We start from the raw sequence: 25927 nt of genomic DNA on the forward strand, positions 1-25927 counted from the left end.
GCTCCTGACGGGCTGGTGTTTCACGCCGACCGGGGAACCCAATTCACCAGTGAGAAGCTCTGGGAGGTGTGCCGCAATCTAGGTGTTGCTCAGTCTGTGGGGCGTACTGGGGTGTGTTTCGATAATGCGATGGCTGAGTCGTTCTGGTCGACGCTTAAGACTTAAGTTCTACGACCGGAAGCGCTGGCCAACCCGCGATGCTGCGCGTCAGGCCGTTGCCTACTGGATTGAAGCCGTCTACAACCGTCGGCGCCGGCATTCCGCTCTCGGGATGGTCAGCCCCGTCGATTTCGAGAACCACACCAGCCTAACCACCAGCAGAAAAGAAATCGCTGCCTAACCACTAGGTAGCTCCACTACGTGTCCACGATTTGCGGGCAACCCCACTTACATTACGTTAGTTGGTGTGAGTTCGAGTCTCACCAGGGGCACATTTCAACCCCGCTTCCTTCCGGATAAATATCCACGGAGGAAGCGGGGTTTCGTCATGCCACCTTGTTTATCTTGCTGCTGCCTCGATTGTGCGTATATCCTTCCACGAATTGCATATTTACACAACGCTCGAGAAGCATAGCCGTTGCAAAATAACACGTTCTTACCTCGAGACTTTAAGCACAAGCCCATCTCATATAAGGTAGATAACCGTTAAAGTAATGAAAGATATGCAGACTTAAACCACCGCGGGCGATGGTACACCACGCCGTTCGGTCTTGAGCCACGAGTTTTTGGCACCCCGAGTGGCCCGTCAACCGCAGTCATGTCTTATACCCAGGTAGATTTTTAATTTATGCACTATATTTTGAACGCCATTCGTGGCGCCCTCATCGGTATGGCCGAGCTGGTTCCCGGCATTTCCGGCGGAACCGTCGCCCTCATCGTGGGGATTTATGAGCGCGCCGTCCGCAATGCCAATGACCTCATCTCCGGCAACTTCAAAAAGGTCGAGTGGTCCTTTCTGGCCTCCGTCGCCGTCGGCATGCTGATCGCCGTCTTCGGTTTTTCTACGCTCCTGTCTAACTTCGTCGACAACAACGTCTCTGCCTCCAGCGCCCTCTTTTTAGGCATGGTGGTCATTTCCATCATCGTTCCGCTATCCATGTTGTCTAAGGCGGAGCGCACCGCCCCCTCCTCCATCATCGCGTTTATCGCTGCTGCCGTCCTGATTTTCATCGTCACGGGCTTTACCTCCGAGCCGCAAGATGACCCGAGCCTCATCATGGTCTTCTTTGCCGCGGCGATTGCTGTATGCGCGCTAATCCTGCCGGGCATTTCCGGCTCGCTCATCTTGCTGACCATGGGGCTATACCAGCCGATCATCGGCGCGGTATCGGACCGCGAGTTAGGCACCATGGGCGTTTTTGCGCTGGGTGCCCTGTGTGGTCTCGCCGCCTTCATCAAATTGCTCAACTATTTGCTGAGCACCCACCGCGCGCCCACCCTGGCCGCCATGGCGGGCTTCATGCTGGGATCCCTGCGCGCCCTATGGCCGTGGGGTGCAGACCAGGACGCCTCTTCGGGCGCCATCATTGGGTACTTCATCCTCGGTGCCATTATCGTGTCCATCTTCATCTACGTCGACCGCAGAAACGCGCAAGCCATCGAGGAAAGGACGGCGGAGTATTAATGCCCTGGGCGATTAATCATCGACCACTAACGGCCGCCGTGGTGGCGTGCGTACTCCCCTTGAGCGCGTGCGTGGTCAACGAGGAGGATTCGACTCCAGAGGGGTGGGAGGAGCCAGAAACCAGCGAGGTTCCAGAGATCGCCGCGATGTACCACGACGATGACGGTGTGCTCACGGCAGGTACAAACCCGCCCTATGCCCCATTTCAGCTCAAGGACTCCCATGGCAATCTGCAAGGCGTAGAGCTCGACCTCGCCCGCGCCGTAGCCGGGGTGCTGGGCCTGAAATTCCAGGCCCAGGAGCAAGACTTCTCCATGATCTTGCCGGCTGTGCAATCCGGTCAGATAGACATGGGCGCCTCCGGGTTTACGGATACGGCCGACCGCCGCGATGAGTTCGACTTCGTGGACCACCTCTATGCGGGCATCCAGTGGGCAGAGCTTGTCGATGGCCCCAATAAGGTCGACCCCCAAAACCCTTGCGGTCTGACCGTCGCCGTGCAGCGCACCACCGTGTCCGAGACCGACGATGTGCGCCCCAAGCAAGAAGCCTGCGATGGCGATCTCACCGTCTTGTCCTATGACACCGGGGATAATGCCGCGCTCGCCGTCCTTATGGGCCGCGCCGATGCCCTGTCCGCGGATTCGCCGGTGACCGCTTGGGCGGTCAATCGCTCCGAGGGAAAGATGCGAGCTGTAGGCGATATGTTCCAGGCCTCCCCTTACGGGTTCGCGGTTCCAAAGGACTCGGACTTGGCCAAAGCCTCAGCCGCTGCCCTCCAGCACCTCATCGATACCGGTGAGTACGCGGAGATCTTGGCCCGCTGGGGAATTGAAGATGGATTAATAGACCAGGCGATGATTAATGAAAGGCCCATCAATGGTTAACGAGCACAAAGAGGCAGCCGGCCCCACGGCACAGCAAGAGGCACCCGCCAAGATCGAAGCCCGGCCCCTGCGCCACCCTTGGCGGTGGCTCTGCGCGGCCGTGCTACTTATTCTTGGTCTGTGGTTTGTCATTGCCTCCGCGCGCAATGAGGCCTTCGGGTGGGACACGTACTTCCAGTATCTCTTTGATCAGCGCATCGCCATCGCCTCCCTGCACACGATTGCGATCACCATCTTGTCCATGATCATTGGTGTGGTAGGCGGCGCCATCCTCGCAGTGATGCGCATGTCGCCCAACCCTATCCTGCGCGCCATTTCCTGGATCTTTCTGTGGATCTTTCGCGGCACCCCGATTTATGTCCAGCTGGTCTTCTGGGGCTTGCTTTCTGCGATTTACCAGTCCATCAACTTGGGCTTTACAGAGATCTCCCTGCAAAGCGTGTTGACCAATGCCTTCTTCTTGGCTGTCATGGGCTTGGGCCTCAATGAGGCCGCCTATATGGCAGAAATCGTGCGATCGGGCATTTCCTCGGTGCCAGAAGGCCAAAAAGAAGCATCAAAGGCCCTCGGCATGTCTTGGTGGATGACCATGCGGCGCACCGTGTTGCCGCAGGCGATGCGCATTATCATCCCGCCGACAGGCAATGAGTTCATTTCCTTGCTCAAGACCTCGTCACTGGTGGTTGCCATTCCCTATACCCACGAGATCTTCGGCCGCGCTACGGACATTTCCGCAGCCCTCTTCCAGCCCATTCCGCTCTTGATGGTCGCTGCCTCGTGGTACTTGGTCATTACTTCCCTGCTCATGGTGGGCCAGTACTTCCTCGAGCGCCACTTTGAGCGCGGCGCCACCCGCGAGCTCACCGGGCGCCAACTTGCCGCGCTTGCCGATGCCGAAGGTACTATCCCCCGCAACGTCTCCGTAATCCAGGAGGGTAAAAACTAATGACTATTCCCATGATCTCCGCGCAAAATGTGCACAAATCCTTCGGTCAATTCGAGGTGCTCAAGGGCATCGACTTAGAGGTCCAGCCCGGCGAGGTTGCCTGCCTATTGGGCCCATCTGGTTCCGGTAAGTCAACCTTCCTGCGCTGCGTTAACCACCTGGATAAGGCCACGGCAGGCCGCCTTTATGTCGATGGTGAACTCATTGGCTACCGCGAAAAGAACGGAATTCTGTACGAAATTAGCGAGAAGCAAGCTGCGCAGCAGCGCTCCGATATCGGCATGGTTTTCCAATCTTTCAACCTCTTTCCCCACCGCACGGTGATTGAAAACATCATTGAAGCACCGATGCAGGTCAAGAAGGTGCCGGAGGATAAGGCGCGGAAGCGTGCCATGGAGCTGTTGGACGAGGTGGGACTTGCTTCCAAGGCCGATAACTTCCCGGTTCAGCTGTCCGGGGGCCAGCAGCAGCGCGTTGCCATCGCCCGCGCCGTGGCGATGGAGCCCAAGCTCATGCTTTTCGATGAACCCACCTCCGCCCTCGATCCCGAGCTCGTTGGCGAGGTTCTCCGCGTCATGAAGGATCTCGCCGCCCAGGGTATGACCATGCTCGTGGTCACCCACGAGATGGGCTTTGCGCGCGAGGTCGCCGATAGAATCTTCTTCATGGACGGCGGAGTAGTCCTTGAATCCGGTACCCCGGCTGAAGTGCTCGACAATCCACAGCAGCCGCGCACCAAAGAGTTCTTGTCCTCGCTTCTTTAGGTAAACCTCGTGCGGTGCCAGCCGCGCCCTAGGCACCGTAGGTGACGATGCCGCGAATCAGTGCGCTGAGAGCGCCGAGGCTAGCGACCGATAGCGACAGTGCGCGCGCGATATCCCTGGACACCACGTGCGCGATGCGCGATCCCAGCCAGATGCCGATGAACATGCCTGCAACGCCTGCGGGCCAAATGATCCAGGGCAAGCCATCAAATGTCGCGGCGCCGAGTGCGGTCTTGGTGATAACGGAAAAGATTCCGCCCACCACAAAAATCGGTTGCAAGGTCGCCGTGTACATGGCTTGCGGCCATTTGGCCGCCTGGGCGTAGACGGTAATGACCGGGCCGGCCACTCCCGCCAGAGTATTGGTAAATCCGCCAAGAATGCCCGCGGAGATGGCGGGTCCCTTGCCTTCCATCGGCGGGATGAATCTGCCGCCGTAGGTCACCACTGCCAAGGCGATAAGAAGCGCTGCACCCACCACTATCAATAGTCCTGCGGTATCGATCTTGCTAATCAACGCTGCCGCTGCGAGAGAACCGATAATCATCACTGGCGCGATGAGTCCAAACATTCTCCAGCTCACATTGCGGCGGACAGTAACCGTGGTGAGCAGCGCATTGACCGCCGCCAAGACATTGATCACGAGGATGCCTTCTACCGGGCCCATGACCAGCATGAGAATGGGGCCGCCAATAAGGCCAAGCCCCATGCCGGAGACGCGTTGCAGGGTGGATCCCGCGACAACGACGGCAAAAATAATCAGCGCCAATATCATCGGCGGTATTTTTCCTTCACCGCTTGTACTACCGGATCAGGAAGCATGCCGGTGACCTCGCCGCCAAATTGCGCGACCTGCTTGCACAGGGAAGAGCTGATGTAGCCGTACTTTTCATCGGTTAGCAAAAAGACCGTATCGATGCCAGACAAGCGCCGGTTCATCTGCGCCATCGGCAGCTCGTATTCATAGTCCAGGGAAGAACGCAGTCCCTTGACCAAAACGTCTACGCCGTGCTGCGAGGTATAGTCCACGAGCAGGCCGGACCAATAGTCCACGTTAATGCGCGAATCCACGCTTTGGCGGATGAGATCCATGCGCTCGTGCACGCTAAATAACCCGGAAGGCTTTTCTGGGTTGCCAGTAACAAGCACCGTAACCTCATCAAACATCTGGCTGGCGCGCTCAAAAATATTGACGTGGCCAAGAGTGATGGGGTCAAAAGACCCAGGACATACGGCTGTGGTCATAAAATATCGCTTTCTCTAGTTATCTAAGGTGTCATCGGCATCGTCGGTGCCGGGACGGGTATAGACTGCCATATCCATGCGCGCGATGCCGAAGGTACGCTTCTTTAATTTCTGCCCCGTCGGCACAAACCCTTCTGGCCATTCGGTCTCGGGCGATTCGACGTGGCGTTCAATGACCACCATCGCGCTATCTGTAAGCACTGGCTCTATTGCGGCGATGAGCCCGGCGACATCGTCAAACGCATAAGGCGGATCCGCTAAAACAAGATCGAAGTAGCCGCGCGGGGCACTGGCCAGGTACGTAGATACCTTCCTTTCCTCCACGCGGGCACCAGGATGTTTCACCACGCCAATGTTGTGCTTGATGATGGACACCGCCGCAGGGTTCGATTCCACCAGCACCGCCTCTTCTGCCCCACGGCTTAATGCTTCCAACCCCAAGGCACCGGAACCAGCGAATAGGTCAAGCACCTTGGACCCCTGGAACCCCCAGCGGGCATTCAACGAAGAAAACAGGCCTTCCCTCGCGCGATCGGCGGTCGGGCGCGTACCCTCCGCCGGAACCTTGATGGTCCGCCCCCGCGCTTCGCCTGCAATAATCCGCGTCATTTACGCTTCTCCAATCTCCATAATTAAGTCTCCGCCAATAACATCGCTAAAATCTGCCACCGCTATGCGAGTAATCGTCCCCGGGCCTGGGGACACGACGGGCGATTCCAGCTTCGTCGCCTCAACGGTAGCTAGCTCTTGACCAGTGCTGATCTTCTCGCCTACATCGACATGGCAGCGAACGATGCCCGCGAAGGGGGCGTAGATTTTCATACCTATAGCCTATCCCCTCTTAATTTTTCTCCAAGTATTCCTGCTCGCTTTGACTCAAATTCCGCGTCAACTCTTCGGCCAACTGGGGATTGCGCTGGACCATGGCATACGCATCCGCGTGAGTGCGCTCAACGATATCTTGGTCATCGGCAAGGTTGAGCAACCGCAGCGTCCGGTGCGTACCAGATTGCACCGCACCCAGGATATCGCCCTCGTGGCGTTGCCGAAGGTCTAATTCCGCAAGGTCAAACCCAGACGAGGTCTGGGCAATCTGGGTAATGCGCCGATACGAGGCCGAGTTATCCTCCGCTTTCGTATGCATCAGGCAAATGGACGCGTTGCCACCGCGGCCTACGCGCCCGCGCAATTGGTGTAGCTGGGAGACGCCGAAATTCTCCGCCTCGCGGATGAGCATGACCGTGGCGTTGGGAACATCGACGCCCACCTCGATGACCGTGGTGGATACCAAGATATCGATCTCGCCCCGGGCAAATGAGGTCATGACCTCATCCTTATTCGGCATCTTGCCGTGCAAGATATCTACCCTCAGCCCCTTAAACGGGCCAGCAGCAAGCTGTTCCGCCAGTTCAAGCACGCCGCCCTCGCCTTCGATGCGCGGGCAGACGATATAAGCCTGGTGGCCATGCGCCACTTCCTCGCGGATGCGCTCGAGCGCCCGCGCCACCCATATGGGCCGCCACTCCGCCACCACTGCGGATTGAATCGGCTTTCTCCCGCCGGGCAGCTCAGCGAGCGTCGATACCGCGAGATCACCGAAAATCGTCATGGCGATGGTGCGTGGGATGGGGGTTGCCGTCATGACCAAAACGTGGGGGCTTATCCCCTCGCGCGTCTTAGAGCGCAGGCTATCGCGTTGCTCTACGCCAAAGCGGTGCTGCTCATCCACGATCACCAACCCCAAATCGAAGAACTCGACCGATTCTTGAATGATGGCATGCGTGCCGATGACGATATTAGCCTCACCCGAGACGATATCCAGGAGGGCTTGGCGCTTCTCGGCGGTCCGCATGGAGCCGGTTAAGAGCACAACCTTGACGCCTTCTGGCACCGACGTGCCAATAGAGGCCGCGTGCTGGGAAGCCAAAACCTCGGTGGGAGCAAGCAGCGCCGCCTGGCTCCCAGCATCGACGGTCTGCAGCATGGCGCAGGTGGCGATCATCGTTTTCCCCGAGCCCACCTCGCCCTGCAACAAGCGCATCATGGGTAAGGAACCAGACAGGTCATCATCGATCTCAGTGATGACCCGTCGCTGGCCTCGTGTGAGCTCAAAAGGCAGGTGGGTCAATAACTCTTCGCGGAAGCCGCCCAAAATGGCGGGCATCGTCGGCGCCGTGTGCGCGTGCGCATCGCGCTGGCGCAGCGCCATGACCAGGCCAATAGAAAGCGCCTCGTTGTACTTGAGGCGCTGGATCGCGCGCTGCGGGCCAGCCGCGCCGGGCTCATGGATTTCGCGCACCGCTTGGTCCAGGCTGATAATCATCTGCTGGTCTAATGGTTCCCTAATGGTTGGGGTATGCGCGAGCACGTAGTGGATGGCCCCCATGAGGTACCACGAGGTGATCTTTGCTGTAGCGGGATATACCGGTATCCATTCCCGTTCGAGCAATAATTTATCGAGTCGGCCGAATTGGGATAGGTTGCGCAGGGACCCAGTTGCCTTTTGGGGCTTCTTCTTTCCCGCCGCTGGCGCCTGGTAGGCGGCGAGTTCCCCGTCTGGGCGTCCGAAGGCATCGATTTCTACGAAATCCGGTTGTTGTAGCTGGGGCTGCTGGCGAAAATATTTCAATTTTCCACTCATCATCACCCGCTGCCCGCGATGGAGCATGCGCAAGACGTACATGGCATTAAAAAACGTGGCGATGATATGGCCATCGAGTTGGACGTTGATGATGGTCGTCTTGCCCGTATCGCGGGTCGTTATTCCCGTTACGGTTCCGGTGACGGTGACGATATCGCCCTCGGCGGCATCGCCAAGCCCCACGTCTTGATTGTGGCGAATGTAATCGCGCGGATAGTGCGCTAAGAGTTCCCCGCAGGTCTTATATCCCAGCGCTTTGGTGATCTTCGTGGCGTCTTTTTTATCCAGTACATCAGTCAAAGGTCGGTCATCCTGCCAGCCAAGCATCGCTATTCCACCCCAATCTCAGTGGGAATATCCGGCACCTGCAGGGCCACAACGTCGATGCCAAGCTCTGCCGCCAATTCTTCCTGCGAGATAGTAAGCTGGCTAATGACCGTGACCTGCTCCCCGCCTGCGGCGAGCAGCTGGCGGCACATCTTAGCGATGGCTTCTTCAGATTCTTCCGCTGGGTGCGCCACCCGCATCGACTGCGCCGCATCGCGCATGGATTCTACTACCGCGGCGGTATCCGCATTATCCGGCTCATAGACGGAGATGGCGGCAAGCCCCGCCGCAAGCGAAGAAATGTCCACGGTATGCGCTGCAGTTGCGTGTTCTTCTAGCCCGCTGGATAAGACGATGTCCTCGCCAGCCGCGTGGATGGTTTCTCCTGGTTCGACCACCGTAACTCCAGCGGACTGCACCAGCTCGGCCACGGGGCCGGCGGGCACTGCGGCATAGACGGTGCGCGTATGACCGGCGCCAGTGTCTCCGCGCGGGGCCGAGGTTTCCGGAAGTGCCTCAAGCCGCAAGTTACTGACCGATCCTGCGGCAAAGGCGGTTTCGATGACCTCACCGGCCTGGGTGGAATGGATATGGATGGAGGCGCTATCCTCTCCTGCCTGCGCGATGACCAGGCTCGTGCCCAAGGGGGCAATCTTCTCCTTCAGTACCGCGCTATCGCCTTCGAAAAAGAAGACCACCTCGAGTTCAGTGACGGTCTCTTCCATGGATTCGGCTGCGTGGCTGGTAGTGCCCTCGATTTCTGCAAGGAGGGCTTCTAAAAGGATGACTAAACCGGCACCGCCTGCATCCACGACCCCGGCTGCACGCAGTTCTGGCAGCTGCGAGGGTGTTTCCGCAAGGGCTTTCTGGGCTGCCGAAATCGTCTCCGCTACGACGCCGTGAAAACTAGATTCGGGTTGCCGCGCGGTGTGCTCCGCCTTTTCTGCCGCACACCGCAATACGGTAATGACCGTTCCTTCCACCGGCTCCGCAATGGCTCGGTCCACGAGCTCTACCGCATGCATAAGCGAAGCTGCAAAGATGGCGCCATCGATGGTGGAATCCACGGTGGCCTCCGCGACCCCGCGCAAGACCTGCGAGAGGACCATTCCGGAATTTCCCCGCGCCCCGCGCACGGCCCCCATGGCTAGCGCGGCCGCAACGTCGCCGTCGCCTTTTTCCACCTCGGCGACGGCGGCTTCCATGGTGTGCGCCATATTCGAGCCGGTATCTGAATCCGGCACCGGAAACACGTTGAGCGCATTGATTGCGGCGCGCCGATGGGAAAGCTCGCCTACGGCGCGGTGCGCCCAATTGCGCAATCCGTGAGCGTCCAGCGTGCTGGGGTATGACATGCGCAATAGTTTACAAGTTCCACGCTATCTCTCGCGCACCTTGGTCGCGCAAATGGGCGTTTGCCCGGGAAAATGGGCGGGAACCAAAGAACCCGCGGCTGGCCGAAAGCGGCGACGGGTGCGGGGAGGTAATGCAGGGCACATCGGGGAGGAAGCGCTCGCAGGTTTGGGCATCGCGACCCCATAAAATGGCCACCATCGGGGTGCGGTTAAGGGCGCGGATGGCGGCCTCGGTCACCTCTTCCCAGCCAATGCGCCGGTGGGAGCCCGCCTGCCCCGGCGCCACAGTCAGCACCCTGTTGAGGAGCAATACTCCCTGGTCAGCCCAGGCGCTCAGATCGCCGTCTTCGCGCCCGCGAACGCCCACATCGTCATACAGCTCGCGGTAAATATTGACCAAGGAGCGCGGGGGTTTGACCCCAGGCTTGGTGGAAAAGGCCATCCCCATTGCGTGGCCTGGGGTAGGATAGGGGTCTTGGCCAACGATGAGCACGCGGACATCGTCAAGCGGCATCTGCAATGCCCTACATACGTCTTCAGCCGGCGGCAGGTAGTCCTGGTTGTCCAGCGCCTGAGAAATCCGTGGCCACTGGCGCTCCAGCACCGGCGCGAGAACCGGTTCCCACGAGGGGTGATAGGTCGGGTGCATATCTAAAATCCTGCCCACCCTTCTGCATAACGGGGACGTGTGCCATCTACTGTAACGCCGCTTCCGCGCGAGACGGTGCCGATTTCCCGGAAACCTGAAGGCGCCTGCTTTGTGGTGGTTCCGATCAGCGTATGGTCCTCGCCGCCGGCAAGGACCCACTGCCACGGATCGTAATCGAGGACGGCAGCAGCGGCGTGCAGGAGTGGATCGGGCTGGATGGCATCGGCGTCCAAATCGATGTGTACCCCGGAGCGCTGCGCCATGGTTCCACAGTCTTGGATGAGGCCATCGGAATTATCGGTCATGGCCGTGACCTCAGCGGCGCGGGCTATAACGCCGCGGCCGGGGCTGAGCCACGGGGCACATTGGGCATCAATAAGCGGGTATAAATCCGCATGCTCTGCCGGCAGATCGCGGCCAAAGCACTGCAGTAGGGACAAGCCCGCCGCGGCGTGGCCAATCTCGCCGTGGGCCACGACCTTCTGTCCCGCACGCGCCGCATCAAGGGTCAAAGCTGCCCGGCTGCCGCCCAAAAAGCCAATGGCGGTGATGTTGATGACCAGCAGGTCTGATTTCGTAATATCCCCGCCCACCAGCTCAGCGTTGTAAAAAGAGCAATGCTCGGCGATGCCCTTGGCCACGCCCCTGACAAAACTCACCGGCGTGTCGCTCGGTGCAGCGATAGCTAAAAGGGCCGCCACTGGGCGCGCACCCATGGCTTCGATATCGGCGAAGTTGCGCAGGATGGCCTTTTTGCCAATTTCGCGCGGAGTGGACCATTCCCGCAGGAAGTGCCGGCCATCTACCATCAGATCAGTAGAGGCCACCGTGCGTGAATTAGGTGGTGCCGCGAAAAGCACAGCAGCGTCATCGCCATTCAAACTACTGGGAGCGGCCGCGGTGATTTCTCGAATCACCGCCTGCTCCCCCACGTCCGCGAGAGTCTGACTTAAGTTCACCGGCATCCTTTCGATAAAATGAGCCCCTATGACATCCCAATTTAACCGCACCGCGATCTTCATTTCACTTGGGTTGTCCATAGTGATGGTTCTAGCGGTCCTTTTCGGCGCGAAATACGTATTCACAAACACGGCCAAGGCCCCCGTGGCGGTCTCCCCGGTGGATTCCCCCGAGGCCAACTCGCAGGCGTGCACGGACTTTGTGCATGCGCTTCCCGATGAAGCCATGGGTCAACCGCGCGCCGATGTTGCGGAACCCGTTCCCGCCGGCGTTGCCGCCTGGGCCGCCAATTCCCAGGAAAAGGTAACGGCGCGCTGTGGTGTTGCCATGCCCTTCCAGTACACCGATTACTCCACCACGCAAGATATCAATGGTGAGCAGTGGTTCAAGGTCAAGGACGCAACATCTGGCTCTAACCTTTCTACCTGGTATTCGACCCAGCGCTTTCCCGTCGTGGCGGTAACGACCTTTAATGACGAAGAGCCGAAGGACCTCAACGAAGCCGTTTCTACCCTGGAGAATAAGCCAGCGGAGACCCACCCTGCCCCATTGCGCGATCTGAAACCGGCCAAAAATGACCGCTGCGCCGCGGTGGAGAAGGCGCTACCGGATGAGATTGCGGATGGCTACCACCGCCGCGATGTAGACGACAAGGACACCTACGTGTGGAGCTCTGAGGGGCACGAGGACATCGTCGCGCGCTGTGGCATCGCCCAGCCGGAAAATTACGAGGCAGGCGTGCAGCTCCAACAGGTCAACGATATCGCCTGGTTTGAGGACACTACCTTGGCGCAAGGCACGACTGCGGGAACTTGGTTTGCGCTAGGCCGCGAGAATTACCTGGCGTTACATGCCCCGCAGGATTCCGCGCAGGCAGCATTGGTGGCCCTAAGCGATATCACCGCGAAGCACATTCCAGAAAGGTAATGCCAGCCCCTGACTTACGCGGTGCGTGCTTGGGCGCGGGCGATGAGCACCTCAAGCAGCGTGGGATAATCCACGCTAGAGGCCGCCAGCACCTGCGGGTACATGGAAATCGGGGTAAATCCCGGCAGGGTATTGACCTCATTGATATACAGGCCTTCTTCGGTGACAAAGAAATCCACCCGGGAAAGGCCGGCGCAGTTGAGCGCCTTAAAGGCCTGAATCGCCATATCGCGCAATTGCGCCGTGAGCTCTTCCGGGAAAGGCGCGGGAATCTGGGCCGTGACCACGTTATCTAGGTACTTAGTCTCGAATCCGTAGAAGCCCTCATCGGAGTCATCGATGCCCTTGAGCAGGGCCGGCACCGAAGCAATAAGCTCGCCATCCGGGTATTGCAGCACGCCGACCTCTACCTCACGGCCGACGATTTCTGGCTCTACCAAAATCTTGTCATCGTCTTCCAAGGCAATGCGCACGGCTTCTGGGAAATCTGCCCAGTCGCTCACCTTGGATACCCCAATCGAAGAGCCCCCGCGGGCAGGTTTGACGAAAACCGGTAGACCGAGGCTGTCTTTTTCCTCCGCGGTTAATTCCGTGCGTCCTTGGACGATAACCTCGGGTGCCACCGGCAGGCCCGCTGCAGAAAGAATCTTCTTGGTAAATTCCTTATCCATTCCTACCGAGGAGGCCAATACGCCAGGGCCCACATAGGGGATGCCGGAAAGCTCAAAAAGCCCCTGCATGGTGCCGTCTTCACCATAGGGACCGTGAAGAATGGGGAAAATAACGTCGACCTGGGCATACAACGATCCATCATTAATCGCGCGGATTTCACCCTTGCGCGAAGGATCGGCAGACAGCGCCAATTCCGTGCCGCGCTTGACCTCTGGCATGACGCCATCGACGATTTCTAGCCCCTCGGTATCACCGGGTGTCCACGTACCCTCGCGCGTAATGCCAATGGGCACTACCTCGAATTTTTCCGGATCGAGGTGCTTCATGATCGCGCCTGCGGATACGCAGGACACGGAGTGCTCAGTACTGCGGCCACCGTAAAGGACGGCCACGCGGGTCTTTTCAGTCATAGGCGATGATTTTACCTTTCTGCTACTCCGACTTCTTGGAGCGACCCATAAGGGCGATAATCATATCGTCTACCGCCATGCCTTGATGGCACACTCCGTAGACGGCTTCCGTAATGGGCATCTCTACACCAGCCTGCTGGGCCAGGCGGAAGATGGAATCCGAAGAAAACACACCTTCTGCCACCTGGCCATTGGTGGCCGCCTTCGCTTCTTCTAGGCTGCCGCCTTGACCGAGGCGATAACCGAAGGTTCTGTTGCGCGAGAGCGTAGAGTTACACGTAGCCACCAAATCGCCCAAACCTGCCAAGCCGGAAAAGGTGAAAGGCTCCGCGCCCAATGCCATGCCAAGGCGCGTAATTTCCGCCAGGCCGCGGGTAATCATCGTAGCCATGGTGTTATTGCCCAGCCCCTTGCCTGAGGCCATGCCGCAGGCCAAGGCGATGACGTTTTTGCAAGCACCACCGATTTCGGCGCCGATGACATCGGTATTTGTGTAGGGCCGCAAGTAGGGCGCTGCGATGGCCGCCTGCACCGCCTTGGCACGCTCTTCGTCGGTGCAGGCGATGACCGTGGCCGCAACCTGCCCCTGCGCCACTTCTTTAGCCAAGTTGGGCCCAGAAAGTACCGCCACGCGCTGGGGATCCACGCCCGCCGCATCCACGATGACTTCGCTCATGCGCTTTAGCGTGCTGGTCTCTACGCCCTTGGAAATGGAGACCAGGGTGGAATCTTCAGGCAGTGCGGGCGCCCACCGCTCCACGTTGGCGCGCAAGGACTGCGATGGCACGCCGAAGACCACGATATCCGCGCCGGAGAGCGCCTCTGCCTCGTCGTGTGTGGCGCGCAGTGCCGCAGGTAGGTGAATATCCGGCAAATAATCCGGGTTGATGTGCGTTCTATTAATCGCGTCCGCCAATTCGGTCCGTCGCGCCCACAGGGTGACATCATTTCCTGCATCCGCAAATACTTTGGCCAGGGTGGTACCCCAGGAACCAGCACCCATCACCGCTACATTTACCATGGCTTCCTCCAAACGTTTTCCTATTATTTCCACCTTAAGGCATTTATCATTCTGGGCGTGGCAAGGATGCGGCAGGGATCTCCCCCGTGGAACAATGACCATGAGGTTAACGCCAATTTTTCACTTACCGAAGGAAGGCACAAAGAGCTATGCCGAGTGCGAAGAAGATGCACGAGACCGATAAAGATAAAAAGTCCGAAAAATTCATTTCCGGCCGGCACCAAGAAATTCCGGTGGAGCCCGCTAAGGAATTTCCCCGCACTACCCTTGCCGCCGGCGCCGTCGTCTGGCGCAGCGACCCTGCGAACCCAGAAATCGCACTCATCCATCGCCCGCATTATGACGATTGGTCCCTGCCCAAGGGAAAGGTGGACCCAGGCGAATCGCTGCCTACTACCGCGGCGCGGGAAATCGAGGAAGAAACCGGCTTTCACGTGCGCCTTGGCAAGTTGATTGGCAAGGTTACCTACCCTGTACAGGGGCGCACCAAGGTGGTCTATTACTGGGCGGCGTTCTACCTCAACGGCACATATACGCCCAACGATGAGACCGACGAGCTGCGTTGGGTGCCCATTGACCAAGCACAGCAGCTTTTGTCTTATGACGTTGACACCGACGTCGTCGCCAAGGCGCAAAAGCGGCTGCAGCTCGCCCCCACAACGCGCGTATTGTACGTTCGCCACGCCCACGCCCATGACCGTAAGAAGTGGGAGGGCGATGACAACCTGCGACCTTTGGATAAGAAGGGCCGCCGCCAAGCGGAAATGCTCGTGCCTATGCTGGCCGCATACCACCCCACCGCGATCTATTCCGCTCGCCCTCACCGGTGCCAGCAAACCGCCGCGCCGCTTGCCGATGAGCTGGGTAAAGACATTGCCATTAATAAGGACTTTGGCGACGAGGTGTGGGAAAAGAACCCGGCGGCCGCCAAAAAGGCTTTCCGTCGTGTTGTAAACGACGGCGGGGTGCCTGTCATTATCAGCCAGGGACAAACCATCCCCGGCATCATTGAGGACTTAGCGCCGCAATTCCTCAAGAAGCCGCAGGAGGAATTGAAGTTTAAAAAGGCCTCGGTGTGGGTTTTGTCCTTCAATAACGGTGAATTAACTGGCGCCGATTATCTTCCCAGCCCCCTGCCGGTGCGCTAGTCAGACCGGGACGCACGAGCCCCTGCCCCTAGCCGTGCATGCCGAGGTTGCGGCGCACAAAGAGGGTGGGGGTCAAGGCCATGAGTCCCGGCAACACGACGACGCCCACCACGGTTGAGCCCAGCGCCATGTAGAGGATGATGAGCGCGATTCCGACCAGCAAGGTGGTACCGACGTCCCTCTTTGCGATCTCCGCGGAAAACTTAAAGCAGTCCCCTAGGCCTAGGTCAGGGCGTACTGCCTTGACGGCGGGGACCCACCACCAGAAGAACAGGGCGAAAAGTCCGGGAATTACCAGCAGGACTAAGCCGATGCCGATGACCACGCTGGTAACGAGGTAGGCCAGCATGATGCCACCCATGCCCTTGAACGTGAAGAAATCCCTGAATGTTAAATCCTGGCCATTGACCTGCTTATTAGCGGCTTGGTACCAGATTGCATTTGCCCACAGATAGACAATTAACAGGGCTATTACCGCGAGGGCGAGTAACACCACGCCCAGGACGCCGAGGGAACCGTCCAAGGCTGCTCCCTCGGTCGCCGCCTCGATGGAAAGGGAACCGCCACCGGCGGCAAAGACGATGGCAATGATGAGGTATGCGACGAAAAGAACGACCATTTGCACCAGCGGGGCAAAAAGCCACGGTACCCAATTGCGGCCGAAATAGCGGAAACTATCGCCAATAATGCTGACGGTATCAGTATCGCCTGGGCCGGGCGACTCACGAAAATATCCCGGTTGCCCACCTGAGTAGGGCTGTTGGGAGTGGTGGTTGTAGCCATCATGGTCGCGTGATCCGGAATAAGGCGAAGTCATACCGCAGAGAATAATAGATAAACCCAGCTGCACGCTTGCAAAGTTAGTATTGTTATTTGACCGTTACCCCACCACTGCCCCGGATCATGGCGACGGTGGTGTGCGCCCCGCCAAAGCGTGAGGCGCACCTGCTGGATTAGTCCGCGTGAACCGCAGGTTTGAAGCTGGCGCGGGAGTGCTCGAAGCTCGTGATCGCTTCTTCATTGCGCAGGGTGATGCCGATGTCATCGAGGCCTTCCATCAGGCGCCAGCGCGTATAGTCATCAATATCGAATGAGTAGGTGTTTTCACCAACCTGAACGGTGCGCGCCTCCAGATCGACCGTGACTTGGGTTTCCCCTGCCTCCAACTGCTTCCAAATAAGCTCGATGTCCTCTTGTTCCATCAGCCCTGTTAGCAGACCAGACTTTCCCGAGTTGCCACGGAAGATATCCGCAAAACGCGAGGAGAACACTGCTTTGAAGCCGTATTCGCGCAGGGCCCATACTGCGTGCTCGCGAGAGGAACCGGTGCCAAAGTCGCGCCCTGCAAAGAGAACAGAGCCGTCCTTGAACTGCTCTTTGTTAAGTACGAAGGTGGAATCAGAGCGCCAGTTGGAAAACAGGCCCTCCGCAAAGCCCGTACGCTTGACCGATTTGAGATAGCGCGCGGGAATGATTTGGTCCGTATCCACGTTGGATGCCCGAAGCGGGACTCCGGTGCCGGTATGAGTGATAAATTTCTCCATTATTTCAACCTTTCTCGCGTGCTTATTTCAGGTCAGCCGGGCTGGACAGGTATCCGGTGACGGCGGTAGCGGCAGCAACCTGTGGGGAAACGAGGTGGGTTCTCCCGCCAGGGCCCTGCCGGCCTTCAAAGTTACGATTGGACGTGGATGCAGACCGCTCCCCTGGTTTCAGTTGATCAGGGTTCATGCCCAGACACATGGAGCATCCCGCCGTGCGCCACTCTGCACCGAACTCCTGGAAGATTTGGTCTAGGCCTTCCTTTTCCGCATCGGCTTTAACCACCGCGGAGGAAGGAACCACGATCATGCGCGTATTGGCATCGATGGTGCGGCCCTTGACCACCTCGGCGGCGGCGCGCAGATCCTCGATGCGGGCATTGGTGCACGATCCCACGAAGACGGTATCGATCTTGATATCGCGCAGTGGGGTTCCTGGTTGCAGGTCCATGTACTCCAAGGCCTTTTTCACGGTGGCCTTGGAATTGTCATCGCCGCAATCTTCTGGATCCGGCACGGTTTCGCCCAGCGGCAGGCCTTGGCCCGGGTTCGTTCCCCACGTCACAAATGGTGTCAACGCTGATCCGTCGATTTCTACGACGCGATCGAATTCGGCGCCATCGTCAGTAGGCAGCGTCTTCCAGTACTCCACCGCGGCATCCCAGTCGGCGCCCTTAGGAGCGAACTCGCGACCCTTGACGTACTCAAACGTCGTTTCATCGGGCGCAACCATACCGGCACGAGCGCCGGCCTCAATGGACATATTGCAGATGGTCATGCGGGCTTCCATGGACATCTTTCGGATGGCTTCACCGCGGTATTCGATGATGTAGCCTTGGCCGCCACCGGTGCCGATCTTGGCGATGATCGCCAGGATGAGGTCCTTTGCGGAGACGCCTTCCTGCAATTCGCCGGTGACTTCGACGGCCATCGTCTTAAATGGCTTCAAAGATAGCGTCTGGGTAGCCATGACGTGCTCTACCTCTGAGGTGCCGATGCCCATGGCGATGGAGCCGAACGCACCGTGGGTCGAGGTATGCGAATCGCCGCACACAATAGTCATGCCGGGCTGAGTAATGCCCAGTTGTGGGCCAACGGTGTGCACGATTCCTTGCTGCTCATCACCCATCGAGTGCAACCGCACGCCAAATTCTTCGCAGTTCTTGCGCAAGGTAGAAACTTGGGTGCGCGATATCTCATCTTTAATCTCTAAGAGGTTGCCGGATTTAATGCCTTCCGTTGGCACGTTGTGATCCTCGGTTGCCAGGTGCAATTCCGGGTGCCGCATTGTGCGGCCTTGCAGGCGCAGCCCATCGAAGGCCTGCGGACTGGTAACTTCGTGCAAAAGTTGAAAGTCAATATAGATAAGGTCTGGTGCGCCCGCGTCGCCCTGCTGGACAACGTGGTCACGCCATACTTTTTCTGCCAAGGTCAGCTGCTGGTTCATAAACATCACTCCACACTTGAAATCTCATAATTTGGGACGTAGATTTCATTATATGGGAGAGTATAGCGCAGTTTCCGGCATTAAGGTACTAGATCGTGCAATGGCCATCATGATGGCCGCCGCAAACCATCCATCGACCCTTAATGAGTTATGTGAAACCACGGGACTACCTCGGGCAACGACGCACCGACTAGCCACCGCGTTAGAAGCACACCGTATCCTCGTGCGCACCCCTGAAGGAAAGTGGAAGGCAGGTCCAGCACTCCCCGGCAACCGCGATCACATCTTAGAAGTCGCAGGCCCCATCATGGATCAGCTCCTCAACCGCACCGGTGAGTCCATTCAGCTCTATGAGTTCACGGGAATCACCCGCACCTGCATTGCCACTCGCGAACCCAAATCCGGCCTACACAACGTGGTTCCGGTGGGGCGACAGCTACCACTAACCTCTGGTTCTGCAGCACGCATCATCGCCGGCTACGTGGATTTCCCCCTTGACGCCGCGCAATTCAGCACCGCCGAGGTGGAAGCTGCCCGCCGCCAAGGCTACGCAGAATCCATCGAGGAACGCGAAGCTGGCCTAGCTTCCATTTCCGCCCCCGTCTTTGATTCTTCTGGCGTTTTTCGCGCAGCGCTGTCTATCTCAGGCTCCGCTGAGCGCTTCCGCCCCTCGCCCGCCAAGAAATACGCCCACCTTCTTACCTCCGCCGCCCAAGAACTTTCAGAGCTGCTCTAGCTTCCCCAACGCCTAACCAATGCCCTGGACCTCCCACCGGCCCAGGGCATTGTCACGTCTCACCCCTGCATACCCCACCCCATCGTGGCCTATTGAAGAAATATCGAAAATCTCCCGCACGCTATTGAAACCGAACTGAAAACATGATTTAATGACAACAGAGTGAAAACGAGAAGGTCACTCCCCGACCAAGACACGGAAAGGATTCATGATTATGACTCACGCAACCCACACTGAACACGAGCACGCCCACGGCGAAGGCTGCGGCCACGTTGCTTTCCCACACAAGGACCACACCGACTTCGTCCACGATGGCCACATCCACCGCGAGCACGAAGGCCACTGGGACGAATGCGAGACCAACGAGCACATTGAGGCTGAACCCCACGGCGACCACACCCACGGTGAGGGCTGCGGCCACGTTGCTGTCCCGCACGGCGACCACGTTGACTACATCCACGACGGTCACCGCCACGCCGCTCACGGTGACCACTACGACGAGCACTAAGCCTCGCCGGCAAGCGCCCTGCAGCGCCCGAGCGTCGCGATAATCCACCGCTTTGGTGCATGGATTATGGCGGCGCTTTTCTACGTATTAGCCCAGCGTGAATTAACCTTTTATTAACCTTAGCCGCAGTCGTTCGCGGAGCACGGTGGCTAAGAGGTAACCAAGCTGTCAATTTCGCGGAATCTGCCCGCTTGACTATTAGTTAACACCGTTTCGGTGCTACGGTCTTTCGAGTGATTACTAGTTGGAAGCTTTTTCTCCAAGACTTCGTCCGCCTGTGGCGGACGCCGCAAGTCTGGGTGATTCTCATTGGTTTGATGATTACCCCTGCCTTATATTCTTGGGTCAATGTCTCCGGTTTTTGGGATCCCTATGGCAATACCGAACACCTCAAGGTAGCCGTGGTGAACGAGGACAAGGGTGCCTCGTTAGATCTCACCGGCGATATTGACGTCGGCGGGCAAATGATGGAAAAGCTGCACAACAATGACAGGCTCGGCTGGCAGTTTATGGACCGCGGCGAAGCTGAACACGCCGTAAAATCTGGCGACGTTTTTGCCTCCATCATCGTGCCGGAAGATTTTTCTTCTGACTTTGTCAGCCTGTTCCAAGGCACTTATTCTCAGCCCACCTTGGAGTACCAGGTAAATGAGAAAATCAATGCCATTGCGCCAAAGGTCACCGACTCTGGTTCTTCTACCCTCGAAACCACGATTAGCGCGACCTTTAATGAAAACGTCGCGAAATCGGTTTCCACCGAGCTGAGAAACTCTGGCGGCGACCTCAGCGATAGGATCAATAGCACCGCGGGCAATACCGCGAATTCGTTCTCAGAGACCGCCGATACCGTGGCCAATTCGCGCAATTCCCTGGCGGATGTCAACGCCACTATCGACGATGCGCGCCCCACTATCGCACAGGCGCGCACGTCGCTAGGCTCCGTGCAGACCACGATTGATGACGCGCAGCAGGCCTTAAACCAGGTCACCTCCTTGACCGACGAGGTGCAAAAGGAAGTAACTTCCTTCGCCGACGATGCAACAGCTGCTTATATCCAAGGCACGACTGCGGTTGCCGATGGCACCGCGAACGCCAATGCCAATATCGGTTCTGTCACCGGTCGGTTAACCGGCGCTCTCAACCGCGTCGATGCCGCCACCGACGGCGCCCAAGGCATCCTCGGCCAGGCGGATAAAGCCATCGACCAATTAGCCGGTGTCGCTTCCTTGCCAGCACTTCCGCCAGAGGTCTCCCAGCAGATCAACCAGTCGGTCTCTGATCTGCGCGACCGCAACAATCAAAACCGGGCGGTGTTAGGAGAGCTGGATTCCCTTAACAGCGATACCAATGCCACCCTTGATTCGCTGAATAAAACCTCGGAATTGCTCAATTCCATGGCGTCCCAGGCCCGCGATGATTCCCACGGACTGCGCGATGACGTGGCCAACGGCCTGCCTAAGCTCAATTCTGCGCTGTCTGATGTCTCAGCTACCGCCGGACGCCTATCTGCCTCGCTCAACAGCCAAAAGGCTCTGGTTGGGCAAACGGACGGGCTTCTCGGGGGCGTCGACGAGCAGCTAACCCACGCCCAAGAAGTGGTAAAGCGCTTCTCGGTTGATCTGGATCGCGTCGAAGAAGGCCTTCGCTCCGCGCGCACCGATGTTATTGCCTTAAGCAACACGGCCAATAACAACACCGTGCTGAAGTCCGTCAACGGTCTTGATACGGACCACGTGTCTTCCTTCCTCTCCTCGCCTGCAGAGATGGAAAGCCATGCGGTCTTCCCCGTCACGCACTACGGCTCCGGCATGTCCTCGCTGTTTATCAACCTCACGCTGTGGATCGGCGCGTTTATGCTCCTAATCATTTTCCGCGCCGAGGTTGACCCACAGGGCCGCCGGGATCTGACCATCACTAAGGCGTACTTCTCGCGCTTCTTGCTGCTCGGCTTTTTCGCCATTGCCCAGGCGCTGATCGTTTCCATCGGTAACTTGGTCATCGGCGTTGAGCACGTCAGCGCCACCGCTTATGTCCTTACCTCCGTATTCATCAGCCTGTGCTACCTCAGCATTACCTATGGCCTAGTCTCGACATTCGGTCACGTGGGCCGCGGCATAGCGGTGGTCTTTGCCTTCATTCAGATTCCCGGCGCATCGGGCTTGTACCCCATCGAGATGACGCCGGACTTCTTCCGCGCCGTCCACCCCTTCTTGCCCTTTACCTACGGCATCGACGCGATGCGCGAGACGGTGGGCGGGTTCTACGGCACCCATTACATCCGCGATATCGCCGCGCTGACCGGAATGGCGGTTGTTGCCTACCTCATGGGCACACTCTTAAGGCGCAGCCTGTCCAACGTCACCATGCTGGTCAATGACGAGCTGGCCAAGGGCGGGCTCGTTATCAACGAGCAGGTCCACCTGATTGGCAGCCGCTACCGCTTCACCGATCTTCTGTATGCCTCCGCAGACCGCGAGGGATACCAAAAGAGCTTGGATACCAAGTGGATGACCGCGCGGAAGAATTATTCGCAGCTGATGAAGCTGACCATTGCCATCGGGGTGGCCTTGGTGCTCGCGCTCGTGATTTGCTCCCGGTTCATGCCGGACCAGAAAGCGATCCTTTTCGGCATTGCATGCCTCGTGGCGCTGATTGCGGTCGCGGTCATTTGTTCGCTGGAATACGTTAAACAAAGCATCGCGCACGATAACCGCTTGGCGGATCTCAGCGATGAAGAAATTCAGCAGCACCTAGAGCATCAACGCCAAAACCCCAATCAGTATCGGCTAGAAGATGTCCAGTCAGATAAACACCCCGAAATATCTTCCACCCCACAATCGCAGGGCGATACTACAGATAAGCCCGCCGACGACGGCGAAGAATCCGGAAAGGGAGATAAGTCATGAACAATATCCTGACCATTCTCCGCGATGACCTTAAGGCCATCCGTGGCAACGTAATGACCGCCGTCATCATTTTCGGCCTCGCCATTATCCCGCTGCTTTTTACCACTTTTAACGTGCTCGCCAGCTGGGATCCATTTGCCAACACCAAACAGCTCAAAATCGCCGTCGCCAGTGAGGATGAGGGCCACCAAAGCGACCTCGCTTCGCTTAAGCTCAACTTAGGCGATGAGGTTTTATCCCAGCTCAGTCGCAACGACGAAATCAACTGGGTCCTCACCAACAGCGATGATGCCGTAGAAGGCACCAAATCCGGTGAGTACTACGCCGGCATCGTCTTGCCCAAGGATTTTAGCTCCAACCTCCTCACCTTCTATGTGGAAGGAACCGAGCCGAGCAAGCTCAACCTCTACACCAACGAGAAGAAGAACGCGCTGTCGACCACGATTACCCAACGCAGTGCTACCGGTGTGATCCAGAAGATCGATGAGTCATTTACCCGCGTCGTATCCAATGTGGGCCTAGGCGTCATTTCCTCGCTAGACCAGTACCTTGATGAGGGTGATACCCAGGCTGCGCTCAATAACGTGCACAACCGAGTCAATACCGTACAGTCGCGCCTCGATGCGGCCTCTGGCACGGTCATGGCGCTGAGCAACCTGGTAGATTCCACCATTCCGCTCACCCAGGCGGCCAATAACATCCTGAATGAGGCGGGAAACCAAGCCTCCAGCACGACCAATGACAACGGCGATTCCCCCATCGATATCCTAAAGTCCACGCTGGATGAATCCACTGGTTCATTGGATGCTTCCCTTGCCGCAACGACGCAGAGCTACGAGGTACTATCCTCACAAATCGAGGAATTGCTGAACAACGCCAGCGCCACCTCCGCGCAAACCGCCCAGACCTTCCGCACTGCCGCAGACCGCGTGGGACAGCAAACCGCCGCGTTCCAAGGCGTCAAAGACAGCATCCAGAAGGAAGCCGATAAGGTCGACCTTCCAGGCCCTGTAGCGGCAGGATATAAGGCTATGATGGGGCAGCTGGATGCCAGCATTGCCCAGAGCAATGCGCTGCACGATTCTTTGACTTCTACAGCCGATAACATCGAAAGTGGCGGGGATTCCCAGGACTCCAAGCAGCAAACGCAAGATGCGATCGCCAGCGCCAAGCAGGCCGTCGAAAACGCCCGCAACTCCTATAACTCTAATCTGAAGCCACAGCTAGCGGCTCTGGGAGATAGTGTAGGTACGGTTGCTAGCGATGTTGATGCGGTCAAGCGCGATATCGCGGGCATCCGCAATACCGTCTCTGACGACAACGATGCACTCGTGCGGGTGCGCGATCTAACCGCAAGTCTATCCGGCACATTGCAGCAGCAGGCAGGCCGCTTTGGCGAACTCAGCCAAAAGATCGATGAAATCCGCGACGGCGGTGACCTCAGCCAGCTCGCCGGTCTCATTGGCGATGACCCCGAGCTTCTGGCCTCCCGCATCGCCTCGCCGGTCAATGTGGACCGCCAGCCCATCTACGATGTTGCTGCTTTCGGTGTTGGAATGACGCCGTTCTATCTCACGCTTTCGCTGTGGGTGGGCGCCCTGCTCGCCTGTGTGCTGGTGCACACCAACGCTGAGCGCAAGTACCTGAAGAAGAACGAAGGCCTCGACAAGAAGGACCACTTCACTAGGAACCAAGCCTTCTTGGGCCGCTTCCTTACGTTCGGGCTCATCGGTATCGCCCAAGCAACCCTTGTCGTCCTCAGCCTGATCTTCTTTGTGGAGATCAAGCCCGAGCACCCATTCATGATGCTCTTTGCCTCGTGGATAATCTCACTGGTGTTTATGTTGATAATATATTCACTGGTTATCACATTCGATAGCGCGGGTAAGGCCCTCGCAGTCCTGCTTTTGGTTATCCAAGTCTCCGGTTCCGGCGGCGCCTATCCCCTGCCGCTGCTTCCGGAATGGTTCCAAAATGTCAGCCCGTGGCTGCCGGCTACCTACGGCATCGACGCGTTCCGCAGCGCCATCGCCGGCATTTACGAAGCCGATATCCTCCACGAGCTCGGCATGCTCCTCCTCTTCGCCATCCCAGCGCTCATCCTCGGCCTGTTCTTGCGCCCGGCCATGGATAACTACCACAAGCGCCTCCAGAAGGCGATTAAGAAGACGAAGGTCATGGCTTAGCTTCCACCTTCGAACAACGCCCAGTGCAGCCTGAGAGGCTCGCTGGGCGTTCTTTCTTGCAGTGGTCGAGCCACCACCCTCCCTTGGCGCTCACGGAGGCCCACAACCCACCCCAGCTCTCGCATAGCCAGTGAGCGCGAAGGGCGGGCTCTGGGGCCATAGCAGGCGCTTTCCGATGCCTCCCTCGCTCACCGCACCCCCACAACGCGATGCTCCATGTGGTGCAGAGAGAGCCGTTTAAACGCCACTTAATCTACTTCTCTAGCCCCCTGGAGACGCGAGAAAAAATGGCAAAAGAAAAGGCTGCGAGCGGTGAACCTCGCAGCCAAAATATGTACCCCGTACGGGATTTGAACCCGTGTTACCGGCGTGAGAGGCCGGCGTCCTAGGCCGCTAGACGAACGGGGCTCGTTCGCACGTAGCATGCAAATCAAAAGCAGTGCTGCTTTCTCACTTGCTTGCTGCGGACTCGTTAAACAGTAAACGATGGGTAAACACAATACAAATCAGCAGATAGTAAGGGACTTCGCGCCGGTAAATCCCCCAGTTCAGACCCACTTTGGTCCCGATTGAGCCGCGGGCGCATATGAAAAATTCCTCCAACCGTGGTGGCTGGAGGAATCATTTTACTTGTACCCCGTACGGGATTTGAACCCGTGTTACCGGCGTGAGAGGCCGGCGTCCTAGGCCTCTAGACGAACGGGGCATAGAACTAGTGAGCCTGCTTTAAAAGCATTTTCACTGCTGGCCTACCAGGACTCGAACCTAGAATGGCGGTACCAGAAACCGCTGTGTTGCCAATTACACCATAGGCCATTTGCTCACTCGCTTGGAACCGCATCCTTATCGGCTGCACTCCCTTGCTCGCTGCAACGTGTTATAACTATAATGATCGTTATCCAATGCGCCAAATCGCCAGCGCAACCGGCATTTTTAGGCGTTTTTCTTGAGCTAAACTAAAGCGGCAGATGACATCTGTGTAGTTCGATGTTCATCCGCCGCTTTAGCGGGCTGCGCCCACCATGCT

23 protein-coding genes, 3 tRNA genes and 1 pseudogene are annotated in these 25927 nt (G+C 58.0%); 11 read left to right on the top strand and 16 right to left on the bottom strand.

Annotated elements, in window-relative coordinates:
* From ABRP93_RS02080 to ABRP93_RS02100, 5 genes and pseudogenes are all read left to right on the top strand, one after another.
* A pseudogene (locus ABRP93_RS02080) lies at positions 1-295 on the top strand (integrase core domain-containing protein); the annotation flags it as partial.
* A 492-nt stretch (positions 296-787) separates the two neighbouring features.
* Positions 788-1624: a DUF368 domain-containing protein gene (locus ABRP93_RS02085; RefSeq protein ID WP_349886706.1), complete on the top strand. Its 837-nt coding sequence runs from the start codon at positions 788-790 to the stop codon at positions 1622-1624.
* Positions 1624-2511: an ABC transporter substrate-binding protein gene (locus tag ABRP93_RS02090; RefSeq protein WP_349886707.1), complete on the top strand. Its 888-nt coding sequence runs from the start codon at positions 1624-1626 to the stop codon at positions 2509-2511. The genes ABRP93_RS02085 and ABRP93_RS02090 overlap by 1 nt, the downstream gene beginning before the upstream one ends.
* Positions 2504-3457 (top strand): amino acid ABC transporter permease, encoded by a 954-nt coding sequence (locus tag ABRP93_RS02095; protein WP_023026500.1) that lies wholly within the window; start codon positions 2504-2506, stop codon positions 3455-3457. The genes ABRP93_RS02090 and ABRP93_RS02095 overlap by 8 nt, the downstream gene beginning before the upstream one ends.
* Complete coding sequence (locus ABRP93_RS02100) at positions 3457-4221, top strand: amino acid ABC transporter ATP-binding protein (protein ID WP_349886708.1); 765 nt, start codon at positions 3457-3459, stop codon at positions 4219-4221. The genes ABRP93_RS02095 and ABRP93_RS02100 overlap by 1 nt, the downstream gene beginning before the upstream one ends.
* Positions 4222-4249: 28 nt before the next feature.
* Here the strand turns inward: ABRP93_RS02100 and ABRP93_RS02105 are convergent, their stop codons facing one another.
* From ABRP93_RS02105 to ABRP93_RS02140, 8 genes are read right to left on the bottom strand one after another with little or no spacing between them, the layout of a single operon-like run.
* Positions 4250-4996, bottom strand: coding sequence for a TSUP family transporter (locus tag ABRP93_RS02105; protein WP_349863064.1), 747 nt, complete (start codon positions 4994-4996; stop codon positions 4250-4252).
* Positions 4993-5466 carry a pantetheine-phosphate adenylyltransferase gene (gene coaD, locus ABRP93_RS02110; protein ID WP_005280301.1) on the bottom strand — a complete coding sequence of 158 codons (474 nt, stop codon included), beginning with the start codon at positions 5464-5466 and terminating at the stop codon, positions 4993-4995. The genes ABRP93_RS02105 and coaD overlap by 4 nt, the downstream gene beginning before the upstream one ends.
* Before the next feature lie 15 nt (positions 5467-5481).
* Positions 5482-6075, bottom strand: coding sequence for a 16S rRNA (guanine(966)-N(2))-methyltransferase RsmD (gene rsmD, locus ABRP93_RS02115; protein WP_023026493.1), 594 nt, complete (start codon positions 6073-6075; stop codon positions 5482-5484).
* On the bottom strand, positions 6076-6288 hold the full coding sequence (locus ABRP93_RS02120; RefSeq protein WP_023026491.1) for an acyl-CoA carboxylase biotin carboxyl carrier protein subunit: 213 nt from the start codon (positions 6286-6288) through the stop codon (positions 6076-6078).
* Positions 6289-6307: 19 nt separating this feature from the next.
* Positions 6308-8434, bottom strand: a complete 2127-nt coding sequence (locus ABRP93_RS02125) for an ATP-dependent DNA helicase RecG (protein ID WP_349886709.1) — start codon at positions 8432-8434, stop codon at positions 6308-6310.
* Positions 8435-8436: 2 nt separating this feature from the next.
* A complete protein-coding gene (locus ABRP93_RS02130; RefSeq protein WP_349886711.1) occupies positions 8437-9789 on the bottom strand; it encodes a DAK2 domain-containing protein in 1353 nt (450 codons plus the stop codon).
* Positions 9790-9799: 10 nt separating this feature from the next.
* Positions 9800-10438, bottom strand: coding sequence for a uracil-DNA glycosylase (locus tag ABRP93_RS02135; RefSeq protein WP_349886712.1), 639 nt, complete (start codon positions 10436-10438; stop codon positions 9800-9802).
* 2 nt (positions 10439-10440) lie between these two features.
* Positions 10441-11478, bottom strand: coding sequence for a thiamine-phosphate kinase (locus ABRP93_RS02140; protein ID WP_349886713.1), 1038 nt, complete (start codon positions 11476-11478; stop codon positions 10441-10443).
* Here ABRP93_RS02140 and ABRP93_RS02145 point away from each other — a divergent pair.
* A complete protein-coding gene (locus ABRP93_RS02145; protein ID WP_349886714.1) occupies positions 11426-12325 on the top strand; it encodes a DUF3515 domain-containing protein in 900 nt (299 codons plus the stop codon). The two genes, ABRP93_RS02140 and ABRP93_RS02145, sit on opposite strands and share 53 nt — an antisense overlap.
* Positions 12326-12339: 14 nt before the next feature.
* On the opposite strand, the gene ABRP93_RS02150 is transcribed toward ABRP93_RS02145, so the two are convergent.
* Both ABRP93_RS02150 and ABRP93_RS02155 read right to left on the bottom strand, forming a co-directional pair.
* Positions 12340-13407, bottom strand: a complete 1068-nt coding sequence (locus ABRP93_RS02150) for a D-alanine--D-alanine ligase family protein (protein ID WP_349886715.1) — start codon at positions 13405-13407, stop codon at positions 12340-12342.
* A gap of 22 nt (positions 13408-13429) precedes the next feature.
* A complete protein-coding gene (locus ABRP93_RS02155; RefSeq protein WP_023026477.1) occupies positions 13430-14428 on the bottom strand; it encodes an NAD(P)H-dependent glycerol-3-phosphate dehydrogenase in 999 nt (332 codons plus the stop codon).
* A 149-nt stretch (positions 14429-14577) separates the two neighbouring features.
* On the opposite strand from ABRP93_RS02155, the gene ABRP93_RS02160 reads away from it, so the two are divergent.
* Entirely contained in the window at positions 14578-15576 is a 999-nt protein-coding gene (locus ABRP93_RS02160; RefSeq protein WP_349886716.1) for an NUDIX hydrolase, read from the top strand.
* A gap of 28 nt (positions 15577-15604) precedes the next feature.
* Here ABRP93_RS02160 and ABRP93_RS02165 read toward each other — a convergent pair whose 3' ends face one another.
* From ABRP93_RS02165 to leuC, 3 genes are all read right to left on the bottom strand, one after another.
* Positions 15605-16393, bottom strand: a complete 789-nt coding sequence (locus ABRP93_RS02165; protein WP_349886717.1) for a hypothetical protein — start codon at positions 16391-16393, stop codon at positions 15605-15607.
* Positions 16394-16529: 136 nt separating this feature from the next.
* Entirely contained in the window at positions 16530-17120 is a 591-nt protein-coding gene (gene leuD / locus ABRP93_RS02170; RefSeq protein ID WP_349886718.1) for a 3-isopropylmalate dehydratase small subunit, read from the bottom strand.
* A gap of 22 nt (positions 17121-17142) precedes the next feature.
* Complete coding sequence (leuC, locus tag ABRP93_RS02175; protein WP_023031099.1) at positions 17143-18564, bottom strand: 3-isopropylmalate dehydratase large subunit; 1422 nt, start codon at positions 18562-18564, stop codon at positions 17143-17145.
* Between the two features lie 52 nt (positions 18565-18616).
* Here leuC and ABRP93_RS02180 point away from each other — a divergent pair, with 52 nt between their 5' ends.
* From ABRP93_RS02180 to ABRP93_RS02195, 4 genes are all read left to right on the top strand, one after another.
* Positions 18617-19300 (top strand): IclR family transcriptional regulator, encoded by a 684-nt coding sequence (locus ABRP93_RS02180; protein ID WP_349886720.1) that lies wholly within the window; start codon positions 18617-18619, stop codon positions 19298-19300.
* A 214-nt stretch (positions 19301-19514) separates the two neighbouring features.
* Entirely contained in the window at positions 19515-19808 is a 294-nt protein-coding gene (locus ABRP93_RS02185) for a hypothetical protein (protein WP_349886721.1), read from the top strand.
* A gap of 233 nt (positions 19809-20041) precedes the next feature.
* On the top strand, positions 20042-22714 hold the full coding sequence (locus ABRP93_RS02190; protein WP_349886722.1) for a YhgE/Pip family protein: 2673 nt from the start codon (positions 20042-20044) through the stop codon (positions 22712-22714).
* The gene (locus ABRP93_RS02195) at positions 22711-24900 is read left to right on the top strand and encodes a YhgE/Pip domain-containing protein (protein ID WP_023026461.1); all 2190 of its coding nucleotides are present in this window, start codon (positions 22711-22713) and stop codon (positions 24898-24900) included. The genes ABRP93_RS02190 and ABRP93_RS02195 overlap by 4 nt, the downstream gene beginning before the upstream one ends.
* Positions 24901-25235: 335 nt before the next feature.
* Here the strand turns inward: ABRP93_RS02195 and ABRP93_RS02200 are convergent.
* The 3 genes from ABRP93_RS02200 to ABRP93_RS02210 form a co-directional block, all read right to left on the bottom strand.
* Positions 25236-25308: transfer RNA gene (locus ABRP93_RS02200), tRNA-Glu, on the bottom strand.
* 225 nt (positions 25309-25533) lie between these two features.
* Positions 25534-25606 (bottom strand) — tRNA-Glu (locus ABRP93_RS02205).
* 38 nt (positions 25607-25644) lie between these two features.
* Positions 25645-25716: transfer RNA gene (locus tag ABRP93_RS02210), tRNA-Gln, on the bottom strand.
* Positions 25717-25927: the final 211 nt, after the last annotated feature.

Origin of the sequence: Corynebacterium sp. KPL2850 (assembly GCF_040225855.1) — a bacterium.
Lineage (GTDB): Bacteria > Actinomycetota > Actinomycetes > Mycobacteriales > Mycobacteriaceae > Corynebacterium.

Coding starts and splice junctions, on each gene's coding strand:
- leuD (WP_349886718.1), bottom strand. CDS start 17,120: ATGGAGAAATTTATCACTCATACCGGCACCGGAGTCCCGCTTCGGGCA.
- ABRP93_RS02095 (WP_023026500.1), top strand. CDS start 2,504: ATGGTTAACGAGCACAAAGAGGCAGCCGGCCCCACGGCACAGCAAGAG.
- ABRP93_RS02145 (WP_349886714.1), top strand. CDS start 11,426: ATGACATCCCAATTTAACCGCACCGCGATCTTCATTTCACTTGGGTTG.
- ABRP93_RS02105 (WP_349863064.1), bottom strand. CDS start 4,996: ATGATATTGGCGCTGATTATTTTTGCCGTCGTTGTCGCGGGATCCACC.
- ABRP93_RS02135 (WP_349886712.1), bottom strand. CDS start 10,438: ATGCACCCGACCTATCACCCCTCGTGGGAACCGGTTCTCGCGCCGGTG.
- ABRP93_RS02100 (WP_349886708.1), top strand. CDS start 3,457: ATGACTATTCCCATGATCTCCGCGCAAAATGTGCACAAATCCTTCGGT.
- ABRP93_RS02180 (WP_349886720.1), top strand. CDS start 18,617: ATGGGAGAGTATAGCGCAGTTTCCGGCATTAAGGTACTAGATCGTGCA.
- ABRP93_RS02125 (WP_349886709.1), bottom strand. CDS start 8,434: ATGCTTGGCTGGCAGGATGACCGACCTTTGACTGATGTACTGGATAAA.
- ABRP93_RS02120 (WP_023026491.1), bottom strand. CDS start 6,288: ATGAAAATCTACGCCCCCTTCGCGGGCATCGTTCGCTGCCATGTCGAT.
- ABRP93_RS02130 (WP_349886711.1), bottom strand. CDS start 9,789: ATGTCATACCCCAGCACGCTGGACGCTCACGGATTGCGCAATTGGGCG.
- coaD (WP_005280301.1), bottom strand. CDS start 5,466: ATGACCACAGCCGTATGTCCTGGGTCTTTTGACCCCATCACTCTTGGC.
- leuC (WP_023031099.1), bottom strand. CDS start 18,564: ATGAACCAGCAGCTGACCTTGGCAGAAAAAGTATGGCGTGACCACGTT.
- ABRP93_RS02150 (WP_349886715.1), bottom strand. CDS start 13,407: ATGACTGAAAAGACCCGCGTGGCCGTCCTTTACGGTGGCCGCAGTACT.
- ABRP93_RS02155 (WP_023026477.1), bottom strand. CDS start 14,428: ATGGTAAATGTAGCGGTGATGGGTGCTGGTTCCTGGGGTACCACCCTG.
- ABRP93_RS02140 (WP_349886713.1), bottom strand. CDS start 11,478: ATGGACAACCCAAGTGAAATGAAGATCGCGGTGCGGTTAAATTGGGAT.
- rsmD (WP_023026493.1), bottom strand. CDS start 6,075: ATGACGCGGATTATTGCAGGCGAAGCGCGGGGGCGGACCATCAAGGTT.
- ABRP93_RS02160 (WP_349886716.1), top strand. CDS start 14,578: ATGCCGAGTGCGAAGAAGATGCACGAGACCGATAAAGATAAAAAGTCC.
- ABRP93_RS02185 (WP_349886721.1), top strand. CDS start 19,515: ATGACTCACGCAACCCACACTGAACACGAGCACGCCCACGGCGAAGGC.
- ABRP93_RS02195 (WP_023026461.1), top strand. CDS start 22,711: ATGAACAATATCCTGACCATTCTCCGCGATGACCTTAAGGCCATCCGT.
- ABRP93_RS02090 (WP_349886707.1), top strand. CDS start 1,624: ATGCCCTGGGCGATTAATCATCGACCACTAACGGCCGCCGTGGTGGCG.
- ABRP93_RS02165 (WP_349886717.1), bottom strand. CDS start 16,393: ATGACTTCGCCTTATTCCGGATCACGCGACCATGATGGCTACAACCAC.
- ABRP93_RS02085 (WP_349886706.1), top strand. CDS start 788: ATGCACTATATTTTGAACGCCATTCGTGGCGCCCTCATCGGTATGGCC.